The sequence below is a fragment of the Paraburkholderia sp. CNPSo 3272 genome (assembly GCF_024206495.1).
Lineage (GTDB): Bacteria > Pseudomonadota > Gammaproteobacteria > Burkholderiales > Burkholderiaceae > Paraburkholderia.
In genome coordinates, this window is sequence record NZ_JAMBPQ010000044.1 from 1 (window position 1) to 26,230 (window position 26,230).

Annotated in this window: 21 protein-coding genes; 14 read left to right on the top strand and 7 right to left on the bottom strand. The window is 63.7% G+C overall.

Features of this window, described 5'->3' with window-relative positions; all coding sequences use genetic code 11:
- The first annotated feature begins 413 nt into the window (after window positions 1-413).
- The 4 genes from ltrA to M3I53_RS32130 all read left to right on the top strand — a co-directional run bounded on the left by ltrA (window position 414) and on the right by M3I53_RS32130 (window position 5,094).
- Window positions 414-1,778: a group II intron reverse transcriptase/maturase gene (gene ltrA, locus M3I53_RS32115; RefSeq protein WP_375542613.1), complete on the top strand. Its 1,365-nt coding sequence runs from the start codon at window positions 414-416 to the stop codon at window positions 1,776-1,778.
- Between the two features lie 233 nt (window positions 1,779-2,011).
- The gene (locus tag M3I53_RS32120) at window positions 2,012-2,329 is read left to right on the top strand and encodes a hypothetical protein (protein ID WP_254319850.1); all 318 of its coding nucleotides are present in this window, start codon (window positions 2,012-2,014) and stop codon (window positions 2,327-2,329) included.
- Window positions 2,330-2,692: 363 nt separating this feature from the next.
- On the top strand, window positions 2,693-3,808 hold the full coding sequence (locus M3I53_RS32125) for a glycosyltransferase family 4 protein (RefSeq protein ID WP_254319851.1): 1,116 nt from the start codon (window positions 2,693-2,695) through the stop codon (window positions 3,806-3,808).
- A gap of 116 nt (window positions 3,809-3,924) precedes the next feature.
- The gene (locus tag M3I53_RS32130) at window positions 3,925-5,094 is read left to right on the top strand and encodes a zinc-dependent alcohol dehydrogenase (protein WP_254319894.1); all 1,170 of its coding nucleotides are present in this window, start codon (window positions 3,925-3,927) and stop codon (window positions 5,092-5,094) included.
- Window positions 5,095-5,249: 155 nt separating this feature from the next.
- On the opposite strand, the gene M3I53_RS32135 is transcribed toward M3I53_RS32130, so the two are convergent.
- From M3I53_RS32135 to M3I53_RS32145, 3 genes are all read right to left on the bottom strand, one after another.
- Window positions 5,250-6,542, bottom strand: coding sequence for a glycosyltransferase (locus tag M3I53_RS32135; protein WP_254319852.1), 1,293 nt, complete (start codon window positions 6,540-6,542; stop codon window positions 5,250-5,252).
- A gap of 267 nt (window positions 6,543-6,809) precedes the next feature.
- Window positions 6,810-7,808 carry a chemotaxis protein CheB gene (locus M3I53_RS32140; protein ID WP_254319853.1) on the bottom strand — a complete coding sequence of 333 codons (999 nt, stop codon included), beginning with the start codon at window positions 7,806-7,808 and terminating at the stop codon, window positions 6,810-6,812.
- Between the two features lie 100 nt (window positions 7,809-7,908).
- Window positions 7,909-12,060 (bottom strand): CheR family methyltransferase, encoded by a 4,152-nt coding sequence (locus tag M3I53_RS32145; RefSeq protein ID WP_254319854.1) that lies wholly within the window; start codon window positions 12,058-12,060, stop codon window positions 7,909-7,911.
- Between the two features lie 636 nt (window positions 12,061-12,696).
- Here M3I53_RS32145 and M3I53_RS32150 point away from each other — a divergent pair.
- The 8 genes from M3I53_RS32150 (at window position 12,697) to M3I53_RS32185 (ending at window position 20,599) form a co-directional block, all read left to right on the top strand.
- Entirely contained in the window at window positions 12,697-13,917 is a 1,221-nt protein-coding gene (locus tag M3I53_RS32150) for a DUF2252 family protein (RefSeq protein ID WP_254319855.1), read from the top strand.
- A 235-nt stretch (window positions 13,918-14,152) separates the two neighbouring features.
- Window positions 14,153-15,400: a phosphatidylserine decarboxylase family protein gene (locus M3I53_RS32155; RefSeq protein WP_254319856.1), complete on the top strand. Its 1,248-nt coding sequence runs from the start codon at window positions 14,153-14,155 to the stop codon at window positions 15,398-15,400.
- Between the two features lie 332 nt (window positions 15,401-15,732).
- Window positions 15,733-16,173: an Hsp20/alpha crystallin family protein gene (locus M3I53_RS32160; protein ID WP_254319857.1), complete on the top strand. Its 441-nt coding sequence runs from the start codon at window positions 15,733-15,735 to the stop codon at window positions 16,171-16,173.
- A gap of 37 nt (window positions 16,174-16,210) precedes the next feature.
- Window positions 16,211-16,624, top strand: coding sequence for an Hsp20/alpha crystallin family protein (locus M3I53_RS32165; RefSeq protein WP_254319858.1), 414 nt, complete (start codon window positions 16,211-16,213; stop codon window positions 16,622-16,624).
- 80 nt (window positions 16,625-16,704) lie between these two features.
- The gene (locus M3I53_RS32170; RefSeq protein WP_254319859.1) at window positions 16,705-16,983 is read left to right on the top strand and encodes a hypothetical protein; all 279 of its coding nucleotides are present in this window, start codon (window positions 16,705-16,707) and stop codon (window positions 16,981-16,983) included.
- A gap of 90 nt (window positions 16,984-17,073) precedes the next feature.
- Entirely contained in the window at window positions 17,074-17,364 is a 291-nt protein-coding gene (locus tag M3I53_RS32175; protein ID WP_254319860.1) for a hypothetical protein, read from the top strand.
- A gap of 425 nt (window positions 17,365-17,789) precedes the next feature.
- Window positions 17,790-18,701, top strand: a complete 912-nt coding sequence (locus M3I53_RS32180) for a YihY/virulence factor BrkB family protein (RefSeq protein WP_375542614.1) — start codon at window positions 17,790-17,792, stop codon at window positions 18,699-18,701.
- A gap of 230 nt (window positions 18,702-18,931) precedes the next feature.
- On the top strand, window positions 18,932-20,599 hold the full coding sequence (locus M3I53_RS32185) for an ATP-binding protein (RefSeq protein ID WP_254319861.1): 1,668 nt from the start codon (window positions 18,932-18,934) through the stop codon (window positions 20,597-20,599).
- A gap of 210 nt (window positions 20,600-20,809) precedes the next feature.
- On the opposite strand, the gene M3I53_RS32190 is transcribed toward M3I53_RS32185, so the two are convergent.
- Entirely contained in the window at window positions 20,810-21,268 is a 459-nt protein-coding gene (locus tag M3I53_RS32190) for a PleD family two-component system response regulator (RefSeq protein WP_254319862.1), read from the bottom strand.
- 485 nt (window positions 21,269-21,753) lie between these two features.
- Between M3I53_RS32190 and M3I53_RS32195 the strand changes: the two genes are divergently transcribed.
- Window positions 21,754-23,952 carry an ATP-binding protein gene (locus M3I53_RS32195; protein WP_254319863.1) on the top strand — a complete coding sequence of 733 codons (2,199 nt, stop codon included), beginning with the start codon at window positions 21,754-21,756 and terminating at the stop codon, window positions 23,950-23,952.
- A 66-nt stretch (window positions 23,953-24,018) separates the two neighbouring features.
- Here M3I53_RS32195 and M3I53_RS32200 read toward each other — a convergent pair whose 3' ends face one another.
- The gene (locus tag M3I53_RS32200) at window positions 24,019-24,498 is read right to left on the bottom strand and encodes a cache domain-containing protein (protein WP_254319864.1); all 480 of its coding nucleotides are present in this window, start codon (window positions 24,496-24,498) and stop codon (window positions 24,019-24,021) included.
- A 177-nt stretch (window positions 24,499-24,675) separates the two neighbouring features.
- Between M3I53_RS32200 and M3I53_RS32205 the strand changes: the two genes are divergently transcribed.
- Window positions 24,676-25,026: a hypothetical protein gene (locus M3I53_RS32205; RefSeq protein WP_254319865.1), complete on the top strand. Its 351-nt coding sequence runs from the start codon at window positions 24,676-24,678 to the stop codon at window positions 25,024-25,026.
- A 216-nt stretch (window positions 25,027-25,242) separates the two neighbouring features.
- Here M3I53_RS32205 and M3I53_RS32210 read toward each other — a convergent pair whose 3' ends face one another.
- Window positions 25,243-25,470 (bottom strand): hypothetical protein, encoded by a 228-nt coding sequence (locus M3I53_RS32210; RefSeq protein WP_254319866.1) that lies wholly within the window; start codon window positions 25,468-25,470, stop codon window positions 25,243-25,245.
- A gap of 253 nt (window positions 25,471-25,723) precedes the next feature.
- Entirely contained in the window at window positions 25,724-26,038 is a 315-nt protein-coding gene (locus tag M3I53_RS32215) for a hypothetical protein (protein WP_254319867.1), read from the bottom strand.
- Window positions 26,039-26,230 lie beyond the last annotated feature (192 nt).

The window sequence follows — 26,230 nt, forward strand, 5'->3', positions numbered from 1 at the left end:
TTTTGTGCGCCGAGCATGCGCAACAGCTTGGGGGTGAGAGTCCCCTGCCCAGCCAGATGGGGCGAAGGGCTAGTGAAACGCAAGGGCGTCGTCGCGAGGCGGGGTCTGAAGGAAGCGTGTAGCAAAGCCGCGACCTGACGAACAGAAACCAGATATGAGGCCCACCAGGTCGGACGAGCGAGCAAATGATCGCGAAGTCCACAACCATCAAAGACCGGGGAGGTAGATCTGGCAGGTGTGCGGTGAAGGCGGTTGAGCTTACCTCGGGAGGCCTGTGCGGCGTCCTGGAATTAGGACTGAGCGATTCGCGAGGATCGCTGATCGTCGTGCAGGAGTCAGCAGCGGGCATAGTACGGCGGTGACGCCGGAAGGCCTAAACGGAAAGGAGCGGCGAGTAAGCCGGAGAACTCGGCATGGGAGCGCAGCAGAAAACGCATCGCGTCCTCGGGATCGGAGATAGGGGTGAAGCCCCAAAGGACGATACCGGAGGGGCTGAACCTATGGCGGCGAACCCCGAGTCTGAAAGCCCGTCGGCTAGTGACCGACTGATGGAAGAAGTCTGTGAACGGGAGAACCTGAAACAGGCGCTGAAGCGTGTGCAAGCAAACAAGGGGGCGCCCGGCGTGGACGGTATGACGGTCCATGCATTACGGCTGCACCTGCGTGAGCATTGGCCGTCGATACGGTCTTCATTGCTAGACGGAACCTACCAACCCCAACCTGTGAGACGGGTCGAGATACCCAAGCCGGACGGTGGCATGCGCAAGCTCGGCATCCCGTGCGCGCTAGATCGCTTCGTTCAGCAGGCGGTGTTGCAGGTGCTGCAAAAGCGGTGGGACCCGACGTTCTCGGACTCTAGCTACGGATTCCGTCCGGGGCGTTCGGCACATCAGGCCGTGGAACGTGCCCAAAGCTACATTCAGGCGGGACACCGCTGGGTTGTAGATTTGGATCTCGAGAAATTCTTCGATCGCGTGAACCACGACATTCTGATGTCTCGGGTAGCCCGGCGGATCAGCGACAAGCGCATGCTCAAACTGATCCGCTCGTTCTTGACGGCGGGCGTGCTGGAAAATGGGCTGGTTGGTGTGACGGATGAAGGTACACCGCAGGGCGGACCGCTGTCACCGTTGTTGTCCAATCTGATACTCGACGATCTTGACCGGGAGCTTGTCCGACGCGACTTGCGATTCGTGAGATACGCAGATGACTGTAACGTCTACGTGCACAGCGAACGCGCGGGGCTTCGGGTGATGGCAGGGCTGAAGGCCTTCCTCACGAGCAAGCTGAAATTGAAGGTCAACGAATCGAAGAGTGCCGTTGCGCGGCCACACACGCGGAAGTTTCTAGGATTTACCTTCTCGGATCGGGAGCAGGTCCAGCGGCTTATAGCGCCCAAGGCACTGTCCCGGTTCAAGGAGCGAATTCGGGAACTGACCCAGCGCACGCGCGGCATCAGCGTCGACCAGATGATCGGCTCGCTGAAGCGGTATCTGACGGGTTGGCGCGGATACTTCTGTTTCTGCGAAACGCCATGGGTGCTTCGGGACTTGGATAAATGGATTCGTCGCCGCATTCGCTGCTTCTTCTGGAAGCAGTGGAAACGTGGCCGGACCCGATTCGAGGAACTCACTGCCCGTGGCGCGAAACGCAATCTTGCAGCCCAAACCGCCGGAGCACCGCACAGCGCGTGGCGGCTCAGTCACAGTCCTGCAGTGAACCTCGCCCTGTCAAACGGGTACTTACGTTCTCTCGGTCTCCCATCGGTTAGCCGGTAGTCGATCAACCGATCCGAACCGCCGTGTACGGACCCGTACGCACGGTGGTGTGGGAGGGGTCGGGCCGCGAGGCCTGCCCCTATCCCGATGAGTGCGACTGCTGCCGCCGCAAACGCCGACCGCCGCGCCCTGCACATGCTGCAGTCGCTGGCGATTCGATCCCGGCGGCGTCGATGTCGTGAGACAACCTCTCAAGGTTCAAATCGATTGGTACGGAGGCAAACATGAAGACGGTGAAGACTAAACTCATCGCAGCGCTGGCTTGTCTTGCGCTTTCCGGTGGCGCGTTCGCTGCCGGCGGTGGCGGCGGTGGCGGCGGCAGCGGCGGTAGCGGCGGTAGCGGCGGCGGTAGCGGCGGCGGCAGTGGAGGCGGCACCGGCGGCGGCGCTGGCGGTGGCGGCGGCACGGGCATGAGCGCGCCCAACTCTGGCGGGTCCACGGCCACGGACTCGAACGCCCAGGGCGGCAACAGCATGGGCAATTCGGGCCCGGCGACCAAGACCATGCACCACCGGAAGACGGCCCATCCGAACTCCGCCTCGACGCAGTAAAGTTCACGCGCGACACGATGAGCAGGGGCGCGGTCCGACGCTCACAGCGGCGTCGAAACCGTCCGCCCCTCATCCATCGTCGTGCGAACGCGTGCAACACGATCCAGCGCACCGGCAATGCGAAGCCCGAGATGCTCGACAGGTAGGCGACCACCGACGGCTCGTTCGAGGCGCAAGCCGACGCCAGCGCAGGTTGCCGCGTGCGGCTTGTTCTGTTTTCGACGCCTGCCGCGCGCCAGTTGCGAAAAATCGCGGCCGACATCAGTTCGACGCGTGCCGCGGGCTGGGCGAGCAGTGCCTCCGAACCGGGAACGAAGAGTGCGCCCGCGTTACCCGGCGCCGGTCGCGCTGCGAAGGAACAACATGCGTATTGCCCAGATCGCCCCGCTTTATGAATGCGTACCGCCGCAGCGTTACGGTGCTACCGAGCGGATCGTGCATTATCTGACCGAAGCCCTCGTTGAGCGCGGCCACGACGTGACGCTGTTCGCTAGCGGCGATTCGCAGACCCGCGCCACCCTCATCCCCTGCTGCGCGCGGGCCCTATGGCACGACCGGGACGTTACTGACACACTGGTTCACCATGTTGCGCAGCTGGAGCGGGTGGCCGCGCGAGCGCACGAGTTCGATGTCATGCATTTTCACACCGAACCGTTGCATCTGCCGCTGGCGTGCCGACTGAACGTCGCGTCGCTCACGACGCTGCACGGCGTAATTCGGCCGCAGGACCTGGGCGTGCTGCTGGATGTATCGCGGGACGCGGCGCTCGTCGCACTGTCGCAAGCGCAGCGTGAGTGCGCTCCGCATGCGAACTGGCTCACGACGGTCGGGCACGGCCTGCCGTTCGATCTGTTCAGGCCCAGCGCGGTTCACGACGGCTATCTGCTGTGGATGGGCCGCATGATGCCGGGCAAGGGGCCCGACGCGGCAATCGAAATCGCCCGACGATCCGGCAAGCCGCTCAAGATGGCCGCGGTAGTCCATCCGGGAGAGCGCGCCTGGTTTGAGGATCGTATACGTCCCCTGCTCAGGCGACATGCCAGCTGCGTGGAGTATCTCGGAGAAGTGGGTGGCGAGTTGCGCGCGATGCTGTTGAGCCGCGCTGAAGCGTTATTGATGCCGATCACCTGGAACGAGCCGTTTGGCCTCGTCATGATCGAGGCACTCGCGAGCGGAACGCCAGTGATTGCCAACCGGCGCGGCGCTGTGCCCGAGGTCCTCCGTAATGGAGTGAGCGGGTTCATCGTCGATGGATTGGATGCGGCCGTCGATGCGGTCGCACGCTTGCCTATGCTTTCCCGCGACAGCTGCCGCGCCGAATTCGAGCGACGCTTCACTGCCGCACGCATGTGCGATGACTATCTCGCCGCATACGACACGCTCATCGCGCGACGCGGCGCGTCGCATACGGCGCCAGCATGGGTCGAGAGCCGTCTTTCCCAAGCGAGTGAGGCAAGCCAGGCGAGGCTCGCTTCATGACCGCTGAGCGGCGGCACGCATGTGAGAGCGGCGGGTTGTCAATCCACTACGCGGGTATGACCGATGCGGTGCCGGTTGCAACGCGATCCACGCGTTGCCCAACGAAGGAGACCACGATGAGAGCACTGCGCTGGCATGGAAAGCATGATGTACGCTGCGACACCGTTCCGGATCCGGCAATTGAGGACAGCCGCGATGCCATCGTGAGGGTGACGACCTGCGCGATCTGTGGGTCGGATCTTCATCTCTACGACGGCTTCATGCCAACGATGGAGCACGGCGACATCCTCGGGCACGAGTTCATGGGCGAAGTAGTCGAGGTGGGTCGGGACAATCATGCCCTCAAGGTCGGTGAGCGCGTGGTCGTGCCGTTCACGATCATCTGCGGTGAGTGTGATCAGTGCAGGCGCGGCAACTTTTCGCTGTGTGAGCGCACGAACCGTAATCGCGCAAAAGCGGAGAAGGTGTTCGGCCATACAACGGCGGGCCTGTTTGGCTACTCGCATATCACAGGAGGGTATCCGGGTGGCCAGGCCGAGTACGTACGCGTGCCGTTTGCCGACCGTACCCACGTGAAGGTCCCCGAAGGTCTGACCGATGAACAGGCGCTCTTTCTCGGCGATATATTCCCCACTGGCTGGCAGGCCGCCGTGCAGTGCGAGATCGAGCCGAGCGACACAGTCGCTATTTGGGGAGCAGGACCGGTCGGACAGATGGCCGTGCGCAGCGCGGTAATTCTCGGCGCGAAGCAGGTAATCGTGATTGACCGCGTGCCCGAGCGTCTTGCGATGGCGAGCGCGGGCGGTGCAATCACAATCAACTTCGACGAGGAGAGCGTGATTGAGCGGCTGAAAGACCTCACGAACGCAAAGGGCCCGGAAAAATGCATTGACGCTGTGGGCCTCGAGGCGCACGTGGGGCGGTCGTTCGACTCGGTCTACGACCGCGTCAAGCAGGCGGTGATGCTGGAAACGGACCGCCCGCACGTGCTTCGTGAAATGATCTACGTGTGCCGTCCCGCGGGGACACTCTCGATCCCGGGGGTTTATGGCGGACTGCTCGACAAGATTCCGTTCGGCGCCGCCATGAACAAGGGGCTCACCTTTCGCATGGGGCAGACGCACGTGAACCGGTGGACCGACGACCTATTGCGCCGAATCCAGGAAGGGCAGATCGACCCCTCGTTCGTCATCACGCACACCGTGCCGCTCGAAGAAGGGCCAGCCATGTACAAGGCCTTTCGTAACAAGGAGGATGGCTGTATCAAGGTAGTGCTGAAGCCATAACGTCGGTAGTCCTATGTACTTGCCCAAAAGAGGCAAGGCGCTGCCGGTGGCGCCCGCGTCTGCGACACGCCCGTGATGGACCAGCGCCGCGGCGCTGTCGCGATCGACGGCATTGATGACGCGTGTGAGCATACGGATGGCTCCCCGGCCCCGACTCAGGCGGACGCGCTCAGCACGCGTGGCTGGCGGTCGTCGGCTGCGCCCGTTTCGCAAGTGTCGAGAGGCAGGCCTGCGACCTGTGCGTAAACCCGCTCGAGTTCGACGCCGATCTGCTTCCATGTGAAGTGTGCATGCACGCGGGCGTATCCCGCTTCGCCCATCGCACGGGCGTGGGCGGGGTCGCCATGCACGGCGAGCAGGCGATCGGCGAGCGCTTCGGGGTCGCGCGGTGGCACAAGCCAGCCGGTTTCGCCATGCAGCACCGAGTGGCGGATTCCGCCGACGTCCGCGCCGATCACGGGCGTGGCACATGCCATCGCCTCGAGCGGTGTGATGCCGAACGGCTCGTACCACGGTGTCGTGACGAATACGTCCGCTGCGCTATAAAAGTCGCGCAACTGTGATCGCTCGCGTCGACCCGCGAAGATGACACGCGGCGCGATTCCACAGTCGCGCGCAAGCCCGCGCAACCGGGCGATTTCAGGGGTGGCGATTTCATTCGGCGTGTGGGCGTCGCCGCCCACGATGTAGAGCCAGGCATTCACGCCGTGCTGCGTCTCAAGCTCGGCCACCGCGCGCACGACGTTGTCGATTCCCTTGCGCTGCACGAGGCGCCCGAGCTGCAGCACGCAGAATTCGTCTGTCGGCCAGTGCAGTCTGCGTCGAGCCAGCAGTCGGTCCACCGGCGCAAACTCGTCGGGATCAAAGCCACAGGCAACGATGTCGATGCGCGAAGCGTTGGCCTGGTAGTGCTCGATCAGATCCGCTTTGTCGGCGGGGCATTCCGCGACGATACAATCCGAGCGCCGCACCAGCTCATCCTCGATCGCGAAGCGCTCATCGGGAAAACCGTCGTTCGCGCCCTGATGCAGACGCCGCACGCGACCCAGAGCGTGGAACGTCATGACCAGCGGCACACGCAGCGCGTCCTTGACCGCGAGCGCCGCGAGTCCCGACATGAAGAAATTGGCGTGAATGACGTCGTAGGAGCGCCTTTCGTCGCGGCAGAACTGCACGAGAAACTGCCCGAACTCAGCCATGTGGGGCAACAACTGTTCCTTCGGAAGTTGCCTTGGCGGTCCTGCAGGCACATGAATGACGCGCACGCCGTCCATGTGGGAAACGGTCGGAAGCAGCGCGCCGTCGCGCCGCGTGAAGACGTCGACCTCATGTCCCGCGCGGTGAAGCTCACGTGCGACGTTTGCGACGTAGATGTTCTGGCCGCCGGTATCGACGCCGCCCGCCAGTGCGAGTGGGGAAGCGTGTTCGCTGACGAGTGCGATTTTCATGATTGTCCTCACCGGAAGAGCGAGCGGCCAGCGCCTTCGTGAGAAAGGCGAATGTTGCACGCGGTGCAACGCCAAGCGCAACTGCCGTGCCACCGGTGCGCCCTCGCAACGGAATAGCCACGGGGCACGCGTAGGCTTCGGTGAGAGACAGACGAGGGGCGTGCTCGCCCCACAACAGATGGATTTCGCAACGATCGCCTTGGGGCCTTCGGTGCGCGCCGCACTTTTACAAATCGCCGCGCTGTTGCGGAGATACTCGTAGGGGCTTCAAGGCCGCGGGTCAGTGCCGGCTGCGGGAAACGCGTGCCGGAGCGCGTCAAGCAGCGTCATCCCTTCGTTGATGCGCGCCTGTTCGATTTCTATCTGCTGTTGGTCACCGACCCGCTCGGCCCATTTCTGCCGCTCTCTTGCGAAGATAATGCGTTCGTTGATCGTCCGTATGGCCGTCCAGATCGCGTTTTCTTCAGCCTTTTCATGGCCATCTTCGAGGGAGAGTGCATTGTATGCATGGCCGGTGTGGCACCGGTAACGCAGCACGCGATCGTCAAGCACGCGCCATAGCATGCCGCCGCATTCCGGGCAGGCGAGCGGCGAGCGCTCGCCGATCCGGTCGAGGTCCTCGGGCTGCAGCACGTCGAGCTGGTCCAGACGTGCCTCAAGAGAAAGATCGTTCGTGGTCATCGGGAGCGACTCCTTCACCGGAGCGCCGCGCACTGCGGCGACGATGCACGCTGCCATATGCGCCGCGTCGGCGACGGCGTCCGCGCCTGCGGCCGCTAGCGCCGAACGGGGCATCGACGGAGCCTCGCAATCGTCGGGATCCTGCACGATGCAGTAGCCGCCATGCGCCCGGACGGTGGCGAGTCCCGCCGCACCGTCATCGAGGTCGCCGGTAAGGACGGCGGCGACCACGCGGGCTCCGTAATCTAGCGCGGCCGACCTGAATAGCGGATCCGCCGCAGGTCGCGCGAAGTTCTCGGCGGCTCCGCTATCCAGTCTCAGTCGCCCCTGCGACACCCGCATGTGCCGGTCGGGCGGCGCGATGTAAATCCTGCCATTCTCGAGCGCATCGCCGTCGGCGGGATGGCTGGCAGGAAGGGGGCCCCAGTTCGACATTAGCTCAGGCAGCACGCTATCGTGCCTGCCAACGTGCAGCACGATGCAGACGGCGGCCGGAAGATCGGCGGGCAGGCTGGCGGTGATCAGGCGCAAAACGCCGAACGCACCGCGTGAGCCGCCAATGACGACAATGTCACGTTGTTCCATGCCCGAGGCGAGCGCATTTGGCGCGCCCGGCTTGCAGCGATCGGCAAGAACGGCACGCCCTGCAGCAACTTCGCGTCGCGCTCAGGCGTGCCGGCCTTTGTTACCGGCGCAGCGCTGGCAGGATGTCGTGGAGCACCCGAATCAGCGTCTGGAAGTCGACCGGTTTGCTGACATGCGCGTCGAAGCCAGCTTCGCGTGCGGCGCGCCGGTTCGCCTCGGTGTCGTTCGCGGTCACCGCGACAGATCGAAGATTCCCCAGCTGCGGAACTGACCTCAGATGGGCGGCGATCGTGGCGGCGTCGGTGCCGGAGCCACTGACGTCACAAATGAGGACATCGACGACTTCTGCTTCCAGTGCCGCCAGGACCGTGTCTGCGCCTGCCGTCATCACGGTCGACGCGCCCTCCAGTTCGAGAAGTTTTCCCAACGACGATGCGGTATCCGGATCGTCAAGTACGATCATGGCTCGAATGCCTGAGAGCGAACCGGCGGGTAGCGCTGCAGCGGCGGATTCGCCTGCCGCTTCGACGGCCGGTAGCCATACCGTCATCGTGCATCCGAGGCCCGGACCGTCGGAATGGGCCACCGCGCGCCCGCCATGCATTTCAACCAGTTGCCTGACCAGTGCGAGTCCGATTCCGAGGCCTGTCTTTGACCGGCCCCGGATTCCCTGGCGGTACATCTCGAAGATGTGCGGGAGTTCCGCCTCGGCGATGCCCTCGCCGCTGTCGATGACATCTATCCGTACCATCGACCCTTCGGGAGTGAGGCGCAGTTCGATGCTGCCGCCGTCACCGGTGAATTTGATCGCATTGGAAACGAGGTTCCACAGGATCTGTTCGCAGCGGGTGGGGTCCGCACGGACCATGACCGGCGGTGGGGGAACGGTTACCGACAATTCGATGCCTTTCGCCCTCATATCCTCCGCGCATGCGTGGGCGATGCCCTGCAGCATCGAGGCAACGTCGAGCGCTTCCAGTTCCAGCGCCAGCTTGCCGGTGCGCACTCGCGACAGGTCCAGCAGGTCGTCGATGATCTGCGCCTGGCCTCGAACCGCACGGCGAATCGTGTCGGCGGTTTCCCGCACAAACGTGATCTCGCGGGTCTCGGGATGCCGCGTCAGTATTTCTGCCTTCATGCCTATCAGATTCAACGGGTGCTTCAGCTCGTGCGAGAGGACCGCAATGAAATCGTCCTTGAGCTGGTTCGACTCGCTTTGCCTTTGCCTTTCCTCCTGTTCGTGCAGCAACGCGATCTCTTTTGCGTCCTCGCGCTGCTTGCGCTGCGTGAGATCGCGCAGGATCGTGGCGAAGCCGGTGAAGGAGGCATCGGCGATTGGCGTGACGACGCCGCTGCACCATACGCGCCGCTGGTCCCTGGTGACGTGCCAGCGCTCATCATCAGCGCGGCCTTCAATGCCCGCGGTTTCCCGTTCGCTCGCCGGAACGTGCGCGTCGCGGTCGTCCGTCTCGTAGATGAGCGAGATATCCTTGCCCATGACCTCGCCTTCGGTATAGCCGAAGATCCGTTCCGCGCCCGTGTTCCAGCTGACGATGCTGCCGGCGCGATCGTGAACGATGATGGCATAGTCGTCGGTCGACTGCGCCACGAGCCGCAGCCGCTGCTCGCCGATGCGCGCCTGCTCTTCTGCCTCGTGGCGCGCGGTGATATCGATAAGCGTGAGCACGGCGCCGTCGATGCGGTCGTCGGCCGTGCGGTAAGGAAGCAGACGCATCAGATACCATCGTCCATCCTGGCTTTGCAGTTCGCGCTCGATCAGCTTGAGCGTCTCGAAGGCTTCCTTGACGTCCGCGGCTAGCGACGGGTGTTTCAGCGAGTGCGTGATGTCGAACAGCGAGCGTCCGATGTCGGACTCGATCAGCTTGAAGATGTGTGTGGCGCTCGGGGTAAAGCGTTTGACCTGGATCTTCCTGTCGACAAATACGGTCGCAATCTCCGTCGAGACGATGATGTTCTGCAGGTCATCGTTAGCCTTGGCGGTTTCCTCGACACGCGCGTGCAGCTCCGAGTTCAGCGTGGTGAGTTCCTCGTTGACCGACTGCAGCTCTTCCTTGCTGCTTTCGAGTTCCTCCGTCGCCGAGCGGAGCTCCTCGTTGATTGCCTGGAGTTCTTCGTTCGAAGCCTTGAGTTCCTCGACGGAAGTTTCGTACTGCTCGATGGTCGTGGACAGCTGCTCGCGGCTGTGCTGCAGCTCCTCTTCGAGCTGCATGAGAACCGGGTCCTGCCCCTTTTGCCCGGCCTCGCCTTCGTCCGACATGCGTTCCTGCACCTCGTCGAAGAGCACGAGGAAGAAGTCGGCGTTCACGCCCTGATCATGGAACGGGCGCACGGTCATGTTTATCCACGACGGGCGGCCGTCGCGGACTATCTTCACGCGCCTCGCCTCGACGCTCGCTCCGGTCTGCAGGGCACGGAACAACGTCGTACGCAGATCGAGACGCAGTTCCGGCACGACGACGGTCATGATATTGGTCGACGGCTCGCCCCCGGCGTGGTGCAGGAACCTGCCCGCGTTGTCGGACAGATGCACGATCGCCGAATCACGGTCCACGATGACGCTCGGCGGCGCGTACTCTTCCAGGACCCGCTGGTGCAGGGCGGAGAAGGAGAAGCTCCGGCGCTCGACCGGAGGCGGCGGGACTGCGCTTCCCGCGGCCGCCTGCACGTCCTCGGGGACCCCGCTCGTCTGCGCGAGCGAGGGAAAGGCCGCAGCTTGCCTTGCGCGATTGACGATCTTGCGCGCTCGATAAATGCGATGTTTCTTGTCGACGACCGCGAAAAGATCATCGGCAGCGTCCGCCGATTCTGCGGAGCCAAGGAACAGATAGCCGTCAGGGCGCAGTGCAAAGTGGAACAGTTCGAGGATCTGCCTCTGTACCGGGCGCTCCAGGTAAATCAGCACGTTGCGGCACGTGATCAGGTCGAGGTGGGAAAACGGCGGATCCTTGAGCAGGCTGTGCGCGGCAAAGAGAATGCGCTCACGCACCGGCTTGACGATGGAATACCGCCCGCCTTCATGCGTAAAGTAGCGTCGCAGCAGGTCGGCGGGCACGTCGGCAACTATCGACTCGGGATAGGATCCTGAACGCGCCCGCGCAATTGCCGCGTCGTCGATATCCGTCGCGAAGACCTGCATAGCCGAAGCCGATCCGGCTGCCTCGCGCGACTGCGCCATCAGCAACGCGACGGAATACGCTTCCTCGCCGGTCGAACAGCCGGCAACCCAGGCCCGTATCTGCGCATCGCTGGCGGCAGTACGGAACAAACCGGGGATCACTGCGTGCCTCAAAACATCGAAGGCCTCCCGGTCCCGAAAGAACTGCGTCACGCCGATCAGCATGTCTGCCAGCAGCGCGCCGGTTTCGTCCGGCGTGCTACGCAGGAAATCGCGATAACTCTCGAGATCGGTCAGCCCGTTCACCTGCAGTCGCCGCTCGACGCGGCGCAGCACCGTTGCGCGCTTGTAATGCCGGAAGTCGTGGCCGGTACGTACTCGCAGGTGCATCAGGATGTCCTGGAGCGCCCGTTCGTCACCGTCTCGCGGAATATCCGGCGCGTCCTCCCCGGCCGTCATCCCGCCCAGTTCGGGCACGTGGATCCGCTGGGCGTTGTTCCTTAATTCGCGGAGTTTGCCGGGCATTCCGGCCGCTGGCAGGATGATATCGACATGACCGGTCGTAATGGCATGCTGCGGCATTTCCGGATATTCGGCGTCGCTCGGGTCCTGCGCCATCGTCACGCCGCCACTTTCCCTGATGCGACTGAGCCCAGCTGCGCCGTCCGAACCGGTGCCCGAGAGTACGATTCCCATGGCGCGCATGCCCTGAGCGTCGGCCAGGGTGCGGAAGAACTCGTCAATCGTGAGAATCCTGCGGTCATGTTCGTACCGATCCGTCACCTTCAGGCAGCCGTCCGACAGGTGCAGCTGTTTGCCTGGCGCGATCACGTAGACGTGATCCTTCTCAAGGCGCGTCAACGCAGTGACCTGTTTCACGGGCATGGAGGTCGCCCGTTGAAGGATCGCGTCGGCATGGCTTTCGTGCTCTGGCGACAGATGCAGAATGACGACGAACGCCATCTCCATTGAGGCGGGCACGTTACTGAAGAAGTTGACCAGCGCGGGGACGCCGCCGGCAGACGCTCCAATGCCGACGACCGTAAATGGCGAGCCAGTCGTCACGTGGCGCACGCCGCTGGCATTGCTGTCTTCGCCTGGAGCACTTGTTGTCATGCTGAATTCCTTTTGTTGTCAGCGCCGGCCCGGCACGCGGGGTGCGCCAGTCCGGCTTCATTGCGGGGCCTACCCACGGCGAGGGCGTCCCGTATGCGCTGACGGAATCGCACATTACTGCCGCTGACACCGACGGTCAACGGCGCTCGATACTGATCCCGAAGCCCAGAAGCCCAGAAGCCCAGAAGCCCAGAAGCCCAGAAGCCCAGAAGCCCAGAAGCCGTCAAAAAATATTCCAATGGCAGCGAGCCGCTTCCGGGCATAGAACCGCAGCGCTTGCCAGCTCTTCGCGGCCCACGGTCATCGCCCGCTTGTCTGACCAGGCAGCCACATGACCATGCATGGGGTTTTCGGCGATTTGGCACGGTCCTTGCGCACGCAAGGGAGTCACGCCCAAAGCGTTGTTGTATGCCGGGTGCGGAAACGCCGGTTTTTCCGCGGGCCCGGCTGCGGAGCGCGGCCGCCGCCCTGATCGCGCGTGCAGGCGGCAGTCGGGACGAGACCCGGCGACGGGCGCCGCGGCCCGATCCCCCTCGGGCGGCGACAGGCCGGACGGGCTGGCGCAAAGCGATCGGGGCCGAGGGGACGCCGCGCCGGTGGCCGGTGCCCAGCCGGTGTTGTGGTGAGGGAGACGTCGTGAAAAATGCATCGCTAAAGGGTGTCCCGGCTCCGCAGGAGCGGGCTTCCCGCCTGGCGGACCTGCGCATGGGCAAGATGGCGCGATCGGCGCACGCGTATGTACGCGGCAGCGCGGACCGCTTTTATGCGTGGCTCGACAGCCAGGCCCCCGGCACATTGCCTGAAGGACCTCCTGTATGGATCTGCGGCGACTGCCACCTGGGCAATCTCGGCCCGCTGGCCGATGCCTCAGGGCAGGTGGCAGTCCAGATCCGGGACCTGGATCAAAGCGTCATCGGCAACCCCGCGCACGATCTCCTGCGTCTGGGACTTTCACTGACCACCGCGGCCCGTAGCGCGGACCTGCCCGGCGTGATTACCAGCCGTATGGCGCAAGCGCTGATCGACGGATACGAACAGGCTTTCGACGACACACGCTCGGACGAAACGAAACGCGCGCAGCGGCCGAAAGTCGTCAAGGTTGCGATGAAGCAGGCGCTGCACCGGTCATGGCGCAAGCTGGATCGGCAGACGATTGACGGCGTCGCGCCGCGCATTCCGCTCGGCAAGCGTTTCTGGCCCCTGTCAGCTGAGGAAGCGCAGGCGGTGCGCTCGTTCTTCGAATCGCAGTCGGGCCTTGCGGTACGGGAAGTGCTGGGCCACGCTCCATCGGGCGACGCGAGAATAGACGTTCTCGACGCGGCCTTCTGGGTGAAGGGATGCAGTTCCCTCGGCCGGCGCCGCTATGCCGTTCTGCTCGATATCGACGGCAAGTGTTCTTCAGGGGGGCCGCCCTGCCTTGTCGACATCAAGCAGGCCACGACCGCTGCGGCACCTCGCCATGCTGGCGCCACGATGCCGCGCGACAACGCAAAGCGGGTGGAGGAGGGCGCCAGACACGTCTCGCCCCGGCTTGGAGGCCGCATGCTCGCCGCCCGTCTGGACGGCTGCGCGGTTGTGATCCGCGAGCTCATGCCGCAGGATCTGAAGTTCGACGCCGACCGGCTCACGGAAGCCGACGCAGTGAAAGCTGCGCATTTCCTGGCGCTGGTCGTCGGGCAGGCGCACGCGGAACAGATGGACGCGCAGACTCGCCGGGCCTGGCTGGAGGAACTGCGGGCGTGGCGGCCCAGATCGACGGCCGCGCCATCGTGGCTTTGGCGCTGCATGGTTGAACTGGCTGTCGCTCACGAAGCGGAATATCTCGAGCACTGCCGGCGCTACGCGCTTCAGCGTTAGAGTCGTTTGCCAAGCTAGCGAGGCGACCCCTTCGGCTGCCGCAGCCTTTTGCCGTAACGGACGTGTCTCGGCACCGCTCTGACATGCCTTTTCCCGTCGTGCATTGGCCCGCCGTGACCATTCCTCTGACTCACTTTCTTCGTATTTGGAGGACGGCATCGCTGGTCGGCGAGCGGATGTCCAGCATAGCGGGCGTGCCGATTGCTCGGACGTCGACATTGCGCGGAGGAGGGTGATGAGCATGGAAACGGGAGCAGTGCGCCGGCGCCTCGGTAACTGGATGCCAGGCGAGGAGCAAAAAAGCGCAGCGTTCAGGCTGGAGATCGCACGGCAGGCCCGAGCGCGCGCGGCGCGTACAGCGCTGTCCAGCGTCGTGCAGGATCTCGGCAAACTGATTGACGGCGATCCGGTGCTACGGATGAACCTCGCGCGAGCAATCAGCGAGGCGCTCGAGCAGGGTAAGCAGCTGGGGTATTCGGATATCCACGAACTGCTCGCCATCATCGACTATCTGACGACATTCAGCCCGCCATTCGACAGCGATGCGCCGGTGGCCACGCCACTCAACACTGTTCTTGAATGGCCAATGTGCATGCCGTCGGGCTATGCGGTTTTCCGGGACCCGGCGTTCAATGCGCAGCTGCGCCGCGTCCTGAATACCTGGTGCGCGTTTCTCACCGGTCCCCGCTCGCGGGTGTGGCTCAACGATGCGCCGAAGGGCTGGTTCAGCCCGCCCGCGCTTGAAAAGCTGGGCATGGACGACTTCGTCCACGATCGTAGCCGCCCGCATTGGGGCTTCGACTCGTGGAACGGCTTCTTTACGCGCCATCTGCGTCCCGGCGCGCGGCCGGTGGCGAGCCCGGACGATCCTTCCGTGATCGTGAACGCATGCGAGGCATCGCCCTTCGACGTGCGCGAGGACGTGAAGCTGATCGACCGTTTCTGGATCAAGTCGCAGCCCTATTCGCTCAAGGAAGTACTGACGTCGAGTGACGAGTCGCTGGCGCGCCGCTTCGTCGGTGGCGCCGTCTATCAGGGCTATCTGAGTGCTTATAACTACCATCGCTGGCATGCTCCGGTCGACGGCAGGGTCCGCGAGGCCTACAACGTCGACGGCACGTACTATTCGGATGCGGAAGCCGAAGGCGAAGACCCGAGTGGCCTGAACGACTCCCAGGGCTATACCACTGCCGTTGCCGCACGCGCGGTGATCGTCATCGAGAGCGACAATCCTGTCATCGGGGAAGTCGCCTGTGTCTTTGTGGGCATGGCGGAGGTCTCGTCATGCCAGATATGCGTGCGGCCAGGCGACGACGTCAGAAAGGGCGATGAACTGGGCTGGTTTCAGTACGGGGGGAGCACCTATTGCCTGTTTTTCCAGCCGGGGGTCATAGAGCGCTTCGTGCCTCAACCGCCGTGGCACGACGACGTGCCGCCGCTTCGTGTCAACTCGGCGTTAGCGTTCGCGCGCAGCGGAGCCTGAATCGCTAGCTCCGGCCGGCTCAGCGGCGTTGGCGGCCGCTGCCGTGGTGGAGCACGTTCTCGCTGCTGTCGGGGAGTCGCGGGGGCAGGCCCACGCTGGCGATCTGTTCCTGAAGCGTGTCGAAAAAACCAATAAGACTCCCCAAAAGACATGTTGCAGGGCCTCTTGAAATTTCCGTTCCTTGCGCTATTTTATCCATCGCTCAGGCAGTCGCGATTCGCGCTGCGTGTTTCGATTTGTTTGTCGGCGGGAACTTCCCACGGGCAGACGGACTGGAGCGCGTGGTCCAGTTCGAAGCTTCGTGGGAGGCCCCGGTTTCAAGGAGCCAGGTTATGAGCGATCTCTTCTTCAGCACCGATCTGCTGGGCGAATTCGACCGCCTGCAACGGCAGATGGCGAGTGTCTTCGCGGGTTTTCCCGCGAGCCTGCGCGCCATGCGCAATGAAACCTTTCCACCCATCAACATCGGCAGTACTGATGACAGCGTCGAGATCGTCGCATTCGCGCCGGGTCTGGAGCCGGCGTCAATCGATGTTTCGATCGACAAGGGCCTGCTGACGATCTGTGGCGAGCGCAAGCCGCCGGAGTACGAAGCGGGGGACGAAACGCGCGTCTATGCCAGGGAGCGTTTCATGGGCGCCTTCCGGCGCGTGATTGAGCTGCCCGAGCACGCCGATCCGGACAAGGTCAACGCACGCTATGCGAACGGGTGCCTGACGGTGAGCGTCGGGCGCTCCGAGGCCTCGAAGCCGCGGGCCATTACGGTTAAGTAGGCGCGTTGAGCAAATCATGGGAAGCAAGGAGAACATCATGAACGACAGCACGGAACTGGCCTCCCGTCGTGCGGGAACGGAGGTTACCTCCCGTCAGGGCGGCGACCTGGCGAAGCAGTTCACCCGGATCGCGCCTGCGGTCGACGTGTTCGAAGACAGCCGTGGCATCACGCTGTACGCCGATCTGCCCGGCGTTCCGCGGGACAAGCTCGAGGTGCACGTCCAGGACGGAAGTCTGAACATCGACGCCGAAGCGGTGATCCCGACTCCGCCCGGGTTACGGCTGCAGCACGGCGAAGTGCGGAACCCGCACTTCTGGCGGGCGTTCACGCTCAGTCCGGACTTTGACGTTTCGCGCATCGATGCGCAGCTACGCGATGGCGTCCTGAAACTCACCATTCCGCGTCGCGAGGAGGCAAAGCCACGGCGTATCGAGGTAAGCGTGGGTTAGACATATGCGTAAAACCGGCTCAAACCAGGCGGCGCGGCCCGCAACTCCGGTGCCGCGTCGCCTGGCACGTGGAGGCAGCCATGGACAACGAAGCAAGCAAGACCTGGAGGGGCTTCACGATCGAGACGCGCGCGTTTCCCGTATGGCACTGCGCGCTGCCGGGGAGCGTTCCGGACAGCTACATGGCCCTGGTCCGCATCCGGTGCGGCGAGGACGTGATCGCGAAGTGGCACCTGCCGCGCTACGCCCAGCACTGGGCAAGCGCGGAGGAGGCACACCGGCAAACGACGGAGTACGCGATACGCGCCATCAGTTCGGGCCGTTTCGCAGAGACAGCCCAGGCGGGGCTGGTCGCATGACGGTGCGCCGCGCAATCGCGGCGCGGCCCGAAGGCGCTCTGCACCACGTATCTTTTTTCTTCACCGTTTCAGCTTTTACGGGAGACGGCAATGCTCAGTCCACACGAATTTGCGACCCTGATGCTGGTTCGCCAGGCACCGGACCAGCTCGACATGAACCGAGCCGAGCTTGAGGCGCTGCTTGAACGCCAGATGGTGATGCTCGAACACTGCGCCGCCGGCGCACGACGCGCGTACCTGACCGGAAAAGGGGAAACGTTTCTGCGGGCGCTTCACCCCGACGGCACGCCGCGCCGAAAGCCGATCGCCCCCGCAGGCGGCGGTGGAACACCGCCGGACCCATCCCCGCCGCCGCAAGCCCGTACGACGATAGAGCGATGAACAGAAGCGGCTCGGCGCCCTTGCGCTGTCAGTGGACGTTGCGCTCCTGCGAAGGCCTGCACAGCGGGAGCCGCGTCGGCGGTGCTGCTTGCGGCTGAGCCCCGTTTCTTGCCGCCAGGTAGCGATGCTTTGCGGGACTGGGACATGGGAGCGCAAACCTTCGTGTGCGCAAAGCGGCATTTCGCGCGCAGGTCCGATGATTGCTGACGGGGAGTGGGAGGGCTGCGAATCATCGAGCACCGATACTTCGCGCCGGTGGCCGGGAGCTGTGACGTCCCGGGTCAACGGGAGGCAGCCCGAAGCACCCGGGTGAGCTTGAGATGGTAAAGCGGCTCGCCGCGAGCAAGCAGCATGTCCGTGGGCGTTGGCCTCGCGCCGGGCGCAAGGCCAACGCTGCTCAAGCGGACGAAACAGGATAGCTTCACGTGAGCAACACCGATCATCCACGCGGGCGCGCCTTGCGCGTTGTGACCCGGCATCCCCTCCGGTTCATCTTCCAGGTGTGCATGGCGTTCCGCAAGAACCAGGGGTTGCTGCTCGCGGGTGCGATCGCGTACTACGCGTTGCTGTCTATCGTGCCGCTTCTGATACTCGTCGCGATCGCGTTTAGTCATTTCGTTGGGGAGCAGCTGCTGCTCGATACCCTTGGCCGTTTGCTCGAATGGCTCGTACCGGGGCAGTCGAAAGCGATTGTGGGGGAGCTTGCGAGCTTTCTCGCTCATCGCTCCGTGATTGGATGGTTTCTCGTTGTCACGATGATCTTTTTCAGCTCGCTTGCATTCACGGTCCTCGAGAACGCGCTTTCAATCATTTTCGTACATCGGGTCGCGATCCGGCGCAGACACTTCCTGCTGTCGGCAATCGTGCCTTATCTGTTCAGCCTGTCTCTGGGTATCGGCGTGCTGGTGGTGACGCTCGTCTCCAGCGGCCTGCATGCCGTAGCAAGCGACAGCATCATGCTGCTCGGTCATGCCGTGCCGCTGACAGGCGCGACCCGGGTCGTGCTGTATCTGTGCGGTTTCGCGGGTGAGATTCTGGTATTGACAGCGATTTATCTGGTGATACCGGCCGGGCGCACGACGCTGCGTCATGCATTCGTCGGCGCGCTCGCCGCTGGCGTGCTCTGGGAGATCACGCGACGCGTGCTGGTCTGGTATTTCGCGACGCTCTCCGAGGTGAGCGTCGTCTACGGGACGCTGACGACGGCGATCGTCGTGCTTTTCAGCCTCGAAACCCTCGCGACGCTGATGCTGTTCGGTGCACAACTCATTGCCGAGTATGAACGTCTCGATACGCGCGATGGCGAGGCGGCACCGCGGCCCGTGGTGACCGGTTGACCACAGGATGTGCGCCAGCAGGGCGCAGGCGCCGTGCAAGGCGTCGATCAGTCCCGACTCGTAGATGCCTTTTTGCATGATGGCGGGTGGCCGGAGTTGACCATGTCCGCAGCAACGACGGCTGCGGCGCAGTTGCGTGGCCGCCGCCGCACGGAACAGGCTATTCTCTAGTGGTGTGCGCGCACCAGTTCCATCTGCATTGGTATGACCAGAGCGAGGACGGATTATCCATGCCAGCACGGTTCGGCGGTATCTCACTCGGTGACGTCACCGCCCGGTCGGCGAGAAAGCCGGATTATGAGCGCGAATGTCGGGCCCTGCTCGCGCTGGCGAGCGCGCCGGCCCACTCGCGCGATGCCCTTCTGCAGAAAACGGCCGATTTCGCAATGGACCTGTGCTGCGCGCAAACCGCGGGCATCAGTCTGCTGGAGCGTGCCGGAGACGAAAATGTCTTCCGGTGGCACACGGTCGCCGGCAGGCTCGCGCATCTGAGCGGACTGACGACGCCGTGGCGCGAGTGCCCCTGTGCTGTCGTGATCGAGGCCGGCGAGCCGCTATTGTTCACGGCCCTTGCCACTGACTTTCCCGCACTTGCGAGCGCATGCGGCGGCGTGCACGAAGCACTGATCCTTCCGATTGTGTCCGGCGGTCGGCGGCTGGGGGCGATGTGGGTGGCCTCGCTCGAAGAGAACTGCCGGTTTACCCGGGAAGACCAGCGCGTGCTGACGGACCTGGCATCCGTCGCCAGCGGCGTGCTCGAACTCGTGCGGGCGCGTGAGCACAGTCGCCGCGAGACGCAGCGCTACTCCGAGGTCATCGCCGTCCTCGCGCATGAGTTTCGCAATCCGCTTGGGCCGCTCGAGAATGCAATCGACGCGATGCAGGTTGTCAGCGAAGGCAGGGAGCCGCTCAGCGCGTACCTGGCGGTCGCCCAACGGCAGATACGGCACCTCAGGACGTTAATGGATGAACTGCAGGACGCAAGCCGGCTGGATCACAACAAGCTCAGCATCGCGCCCGTCGAGACCTCCCTGAGCGAGGTGCTTGCCGACGCGCTCGCCGCCGTGGAGGAGCGACGCCTCGAGCGGCACCATACGCTGTCGCTGAAAGTCCCCCCGGAGAATCTGCGACTGTGTGCCGACCCGGTTCGGCTCACGCAGATCATCGCGAACCTGCTGTCGAATGCGGTGCGCTACACGCTGCCGGGGGGAAATATCGCTGTCAGTGTCGAACATCTCGTCCGCAATGGCGAACCCCACGTCGCAATCGTGGTTCGCGATAACGGAATTGGCATTTCGCCGGCGTCCTTGCCGCATATCTTCGAACCTTTTGCGCAATTCGCGCGCACGCATGACGGCGGGAAAGATGGCGGTCTCGGCATCGGGCTGGCATTGGCCCAGCGCTTCGCAGAACTGCATGGCGGGGCGGTCGAAATCATCAGCAAAGGCGTCGGGCAGGGAACCGAAGCGCGCCTGACGGTTCCAGTGCGTCCGGGCGGCGCCGTCGGCACCGTGGCGCAGGGGCCCGCAGCCGCTCAGCAGATGGCGCGTCGTATCCTGCTCGTGGACGACAACGCGGACGCCCGCTTTGCCTTGGGTGGCCTGCTCGAACTCGAAGGCCACGAAGTCCGCGTGGCCGCGGACGGACCCGACGCACTGAAAATTCTTGAAAGCTGGCGACCGGACCTCGCGCTCATCGACATCGGAATGCCCGGGATGGACGGCTACGAACTCGCCACGCGCATCAGGTCGTTTGCTGACCGGCCTCGTCTGAAGCTGGTCGCGCTCACGGGGCACGTTTCGAGCCACGACCGGACTGCCGCCACGCACGCCGGCTTCGATGCGCATCTGGGCAAGCCGGTGGATATCGGGCAGCTTAGACGCCTCCTCGCCTCATGAAATGACGGTAGGGCCGAAGAGTGCCCCGCCGGGTTCCGCCGCCATCCTTCGCCGCACCGCCGCCGGCCTGGCGGGTTGGTTGCCCCGACGCCGAATGGTCGGCAGCAGGATTGGCTATACCTGAGCACTACTGTCGGGCATCGGATGAGCGCACCGCGAGGATGCTTCCTGTGGAGCAGGTCAGGGACCCACGGCGCGCGAGACGTTTAGTTACGGCCCGCAGGCCATGTTTACCGGGGCCCATCTCGCCGGCGCCAGGTGCTGGAATCTGCCTGCCGCATGATGGATGGCGCAGGGGAGCGGGGGACTCGCCAGACGTGCGGCGACATACGCATCCACGGCGTCGATCAGTTCCCCCACCGGTACGGGCTTTCGCAGGAACAGGGACCAGCACCGGGGGCCGACGTCAGGCTCCGGCGCAGCAGAGAGCAGCACGATGGGCAACCCGGCGAATGCGGGCGAGGCACGCACCATCTGGCAGAGTGCAACGCCGTCGATGCCCGGCATCTCGTAGTCGGTAATGAGACACTGTACGGGTTCGCGCCGCATGAGATCGAGGGCTGCGCGGCCATCGGCTACACTGGTCACCCTGTGACCGCGACTTTCCATGGCAAGCGCAAGCGGCCAGAGGTTTTCCGGGTCGTCGTCAACCAGCAGCACGTTGGCCATGGATGCTCCGTCGGGTTTGATTCGCGGCCCGTCGGGATGGCAGTAAGCCCCGGCGGACTGGCGTTGACGCGTTGTCCGCATCTGGCGTGCCGACGGGCGCGTGTCGTCGTGGGCCGGTCCTGATTTGCCGTTGTCTCGCCCGCCGCGTGGCCCTCGCCTTCTCGCAAGCCGGGCCAGTTCGATGCCACCGGATTCATATTCATTTCAACGGGACCGTTCGCTGTTTCGCGTGAGCGTGTCGCAAGAGCGGGGCACAGTCTGGATGCGGGTGCCCGACATCGCAGTAATCGGTACAGACGAAGACGCGCTTTTTCAACGGATCCATTCCTGCTCAACCCGGCACCTTCCGCTGGCGTCAGCTTTTCGGGCGCTTGCCGGGAACGTATTTTGCTCATCCTGACGTTGCTCGCGCGAGTGCCACCTTTCCCGGCGGCCGTGCACTCCGGCGCGCAACGCGCAGGCGATCCATACCTCCGGTGTTATCGATGAAAACTACCGATGTGTTGACGGCAGGGTCAAGCAGCAATGCCGGCCACTTCGTGCACTTTTATGAAAACGAGGCGCCGCTGATCCGGCGGGTCGCGGAATTCGTGGAAGAAGGGCTGGCCGCGGGCGGCAGCGCGATCCTGATTGCAACGCAGCCGCATCTCGCCGCGCTGCGCACGCGCCTGAGCCGCCACAGCGACTGCGCCGATCCCGCCGCGCCCGAGTCGACACTCTTCATGCTGGATGCGCAGACGACGCTTGCAGGTCTGTGCGTTGACGGTTGGCCGGACGAGCGTCTGTTCGATTCGACCGTAGGTACCCTCGTCGCCCGCGCTGCGCGACGGGGCGGACCCGTGCACGCGTTTGGCGAGATGGTCGCGCTGTTATCCGCGCAGGGCCGGCATGACGCGGCCCTGCGGCTCGAACACCTGTGGAACGGGCTGGGTGCCCGGTACCGCTTCTCGCTGATGTGCGCCTACCCGCAACGCCTCTTTCCGACTGGCGACGAAACTGCGGTTTTCCGGCACATCTGCGACGCCCATGCGCGCGTGCTGCCGGACGACATTTTCACGGCCGCGTCGCCCGCGGAGGCATTCCGGCACGCTGCGCTGTGGCGGCAAAAGGCGGGCGCCCTGGAGGCGGAAATACTGCGCCGGGAACGCGCCGAGCGCCAGCGCGACGACATGCTGATGAATTCACCGGTCGCCACCGCGCTGCTCACCGGCCCGGACCACCGCTTCCGGCTCGCGAACCTCGCCTACACGTCGCTGGCCAGTCGCGACAATCTCGTTGGTTGCCGCTACGCCGACATGTTTCCCGGGGATCATGAGGTCGCGCAGGCATTGCGACGCGCGTTCGAGCGCGGCGAGCCGGTCGTCATCGACGAGCACCGCCGTCACGGCGCCGCTGGCGCAGGGCGCGTCTTCACCGTGCACGTCAAGCCGCTGCATCCGGAAAGCGGCCAGGCGGTCGACAGCCTGATCCTGACGGCCGTTGACGTTACGGAGCATGTGCGTGCGCGTGAACGCCTGGAACGACTGCACGCGGAACGGGCCACGCTGGTCGCAGATCTCGAGCAGGCAAGTCGCGTCAAGGACGAATTCCTTGCCATGCTTGGTCACGAACTGCGCAACCCGCTGGCGCCGATCGTCACCGCGCTGCAACTGATGCGGCTGCACGGAGAAACGGCGTCGTCTCGCGAGCAGTCGATCCTCGAGCGCCAGGTCGAGCACCTCGTCCGTCTGGTTGACGACCTGCTGGATGTCTCCCGCATCACCCGCGGCGACGTGGAGCTGAAAAAGGAAGCCGTCAATCTGCGCGAGGTAATCACGAAAGCAGTTGAAATGGCAAGTCCGCTGTTTGAGCAACGTGGACACCGGCTCGAGGTGGACACCGGCAGCGGCATTACCTGCGAAGCAGACCCGGTGCGCCTCGCGCAGGTCATCAGCAATCTGCTCACGAACGCGGCGCGTTATACCGATGCGCCGGGCGAAATAAGCGTGCGCGCCACATGTGTCGGGCAACGAGTCCAGATCCGCGTTCGCGATAACGGCATGGGCATCGGGCGGGACTCGCTCGCGCAGATCTTTTTACCGTTCTATCGCGGCAAAGAAGCCGACGGACGCGGCGCAGGAGGGCTGGGTCTCGGTCTGGCGCTGGCGAAAAACCTAGTCGAGCTGCATGGTGGCTCGGTGCGCGCGACCAGTGACGGGCCTGGGCGCGGCAGCGAGTTTACCGTCGAGTTGCCGCGCGGCAACGTCGAACGGTTGCCTGCCGATGCGAAGGCCGGTACGGCGGCCGTCACGGTAGCTGCGGGACGGCGCGTACTCGTGGTAGACGATAATGCAGACGCTGCCATTGCGCTCGCGGAGTGGCTCCGCATCCATGGTCATGTTGTCGAGGCGCTGCATGATCCAGTCGCAGCGCTGCAATGCGCCGCGTCGTTCGATCCAGACGTTGTTGTGCTCGATATAGGCCTTCCGGGCATGGACGGCTACGAACTTTGCAGACAGTTGCGCACGCTACTCGACTCCCGGTCGCGCACATATGTGGCGCTGACCGGCTACGGGCAGGACGGCGACCGCGAACGCAGCCGCGCCGCAGGCTTTGAACGCCATTTCGTGAAGCCGTTGCAGCCGCCCCTGCTTCTGGATATCGTCCTTTCCGCACCGGCGCCGGCAGGCAGGGAGCGGACCTGACGCCATCAGGCCGATCATTGCGGTCGGAGTGCATGTGTGCACTCGCACACCAGGTTCAGACCTCTATCAGGGATAGAATCCCGAACCCACCAGACCAGGAACTCCATCGATCGTCACGGCCTTCACGTAGGTCCATTTCTGCGATGGCTGGGTCTGTCCAGGTTTCGCGGACATGTAGTCGACCCATCCCGATCCACTGGTCTTAGCCGTCTGAATCATGGCGTCGTGAAACAACTTGCCATTGACATCTTTCTGACCGCTGACATTCGTCCCCTCGCGCGCTGGGATGCCCGTATTCAACAAGACATTCGACTCAAGGTCGTATACGAACACGTATGTGTCACCGTGCAACCACTCCGAGTCCTTTACTCTGAACTCGGAAAAAGCTGCTTTACCTTTACTGTCGATCAACGCGGCGGCTTTGTTGACTAGCGCTTCGACCTGTCTCGCCTGCGCGGATGGGGGAGGAGACGATTGAGCAAATGATGCGGTGCCGGGCAAGCCCGAGAAAAGCAAGAGACCGAGCAAGAACGCTTTCATCTTCATGACATCACCTCCTGCGGTGGACGTCGTGGCCGTGTGCGCGCTTCCAGAACTGACGCTGGGAATTTCTGGCTAGCATGATTGATAGCCACGAATGCCGCAATACCATGAAAGTGCGCGGCCGCCCGGCCTACGGGCTACCTGGTCGTGAGATTGCTGCTACCAAACAATTTGTTTCCAGTGCGGCCCATCCTGCTCCAGGATTGGTGCAAGGCTGGCATCCTGTTCGACATGGCGCGCAACAACGTCTGGCCAGCACCGTACACCGGGCGCGTGTTACGCAACGCGTTTTCGGAGAAATGGGCCGGACGCGAGCGCGAGCTGTTGCAGCAGTTGCACGTCGAGCATCCGCGCTATATGGAGGCGCGCGCCACACGGCAGTACGACCTGGCTGCCGTGATCGCCGGCGAGTCCGCGGCGTTGATCCGCGAGGTGCTGCCGGCCGGGACGATCGTCGCAAATGTCGTCAGGGAAATGGATGCGATTCTCGGGTATTCGTCGTACAAAGCGCGGCGAGCATCAGGTGCCTAGGGGTGAAAGGTGCCGCAGCGATTTCGATGATGTGCGACCCATGCGATACGAAATCGCAATCGATCACATCGCCGGGGGGATCGGGTTGCCGCCCAAGGCGGCGGCCCCGCCGGGCATTGGCACACGCTCGCCATTGGCGTACATGCATTGAACGTACGCCTGGTCATAAGCGAGTTTGAAGGGTGGTGGCGGCGCGTTGTGCTATGCCGGCGCCGATCATGCTGCCAGCAAGCAAGCACCGACTGCCGCGCCATGGCGGCCGTTGAACGCGGCACCGGCGGCGGCGCCAAGCGCGGTGCCGACGGCAGTACCGCCGAGCGCAGTGCTTGCTGAGGCCGACTGGGTGTTGGCGCCCCCTGGCTGCCCGGATGCGAATTGCTGACACATCGCGTCATGACTGCGGAATTGTTCGAGCGACTTGCCGGTGCTGGGCAGCGCCATCACGGTGGGGGCCATCGGCGTGGCAGCGCAACCGGCGAGTGCGACGATACCTGTTGGGATAATGATGGCGGCTGCGATGAATAAGCTCCGCTTCGCGCTCGGAATCTACTTAGGAACGCGAAGTATAGCCAGGTCCTTGCGTACCGATGCCGCTGACGAAAACACAAACCTGTCCGATGTTCTACACTCGCGTCGCGTCACGCAAGACGTGACCGGAGGGAAGAGAGGTGTGCCTATAGCGCGCTTCGACGTCCTGTCAATTTTCGTGATAAATCGAACTATACGAGGCCAGGCGTGACGCGGTCGTTGCGCCGGAAACCGATGAATCGAATTTCACAACGCCGGCTCTGCTGAAAGCCTGCTGTCGAGCCGCCAAGCCCGCCAAAGTCACGTGGATGTCCGCAGGACTGCGCGAATAGCCATCGATGCGTTCGTAGTCCGCTTGCTGCAGTTGAACGATGGCTTCGCGCGCCTGCAAACGCACCAAAGGATCGGTGTTCTCTGCGGATCTGACACTGGGAAGAGGGAGGAATGACACGACCGTGAAAACCGGCATGAACGCGTTCGCCATGATGAATTTCCAATTTGGACGTCAGAAACAATGACGCGAGTTATCTAGAAACGACCTGGGAGGTCTCGAAGAACGCAATCTTCTTATCCGTGCATTTCGAATTGCTTACGAAAATTCATTGTTTCCTGGTATGCAACGAATCGTGACGTTGCGCGCGTTCTGCGAGATGAGCTTTCAGCACAAAGACGTCCC

Bases quoted from the DNA above. Each gene is read 5' to 3' on its own strand.
- ltrA (WP_375542613.1), top strand. From the start codon at position 414: ATGGGAGCGCAGCAGAAAACGCATCGCGTCCTCGGGATCGGAGATAGG.
- M3I53_RS32215 (WP_254319867.1), bottom strand. From the start codon at position 26,038: ATGGCGAACGCGTTCATGCCGGTTTTCACGGTCGTGTCATTCCTCCCT.
- M3I53_RS32155 (WP_254319856.1), top strand. From the start codon at position 14,153: ATGAGCATGGAAACGGGAGCAGTGCGCCGGCGCCTCGGTAACTGGATG.
- M3I53_RS32200 (WP_254319864.1), bottom strand. From the start codon at position 24,498: ATGAAGATGAAAGCGTTCTTGCTCGGTCTCTTGCTTTTCTCGGGCTTG.
- M3I53_RS32145 (WP_254319854.1), bottom strand. From the start codon at position 12,060: ATGACAACAAGTGCTCCAGGCGAAGACAGCAATGCCAGCGGCGTGCGC.
- M3I53_RS32175 (WP_254319860.1), top strand. From the start codon at position 17,074: ATGCTCAGTCCACACGAATTTGCGACCCTGATGCTGGTTCGCCAGGCA.
- M3I53_RS32190 (WP_254319862.1), bottom strand. From the start codon at position 21,268: ATGGCCAACGTGCTGCTGGTTGACGACGACCCGGAAAACCTCTGGCCG.
- M3I53_RS32185 (WP_254319861.1), top strand. From the start codon at position 18,932: ATGCCAGCACGGTTCGGCGGTATCTCACTCGGTGACGTCACCGCCCGG.
- M3I53_RS32130 (WP_254319894.1), top strand. From the start codon at position 3,925: ATGAGAGCACTGCGCTGGCATGGAAAGCATGATGTACGCTGCGACACC.
- M3I53_RS32195 (WP_254319863.1), top strand. From the start codon at position 21,754: ATGAAAACTACCGATGTGTTGACGGCAGGGTCAAGCAGCAATGCCGGC.
- M3I53_RS32135 (WP_254319852.1), bottom strand. From the start codon at position 6,542: ATGAAAATCGCACTCGTCAGCGAACACGCTTCCCCACTCGCACTGGCG.
- M3I53_RS32160 (WP_254319857.1), top strand. From the start codon at position 15,733: ATGAGCGATCTCTTCTTCAGCACCGATCTGCTGGGCGAATTCGACCGC.
- M3I53_RS32165 (WP_254319858.1), top strand. From the start codon at position 16,211: ATGAACGACAGCACGGAACTGGCCTCCCGTCGTGCGGGAACGGAGGTT.
- M3I53_RS32170 (WP_254319859.1), top strand. From the start codon at position 16,705: ATGGACAACGAAGCAAGCAAGACCTGGAGGGGCTTCACGATCGAGACG.
- M3I53_RS32125 (WP_254319851.1), top strand. From the start codon at position 2,693: ATGCGTATTGCCCAGATCGCCCCGCTTTATGAATGCGTACCGCCGCAG.
- M3I53_RS32140 (WP_254319853.1), bottom strand. From the start codon at position 7,808: ATGGAACAACGTGACATTGTCGTCATTGGCGGCTCACGCGGTGCGTTC.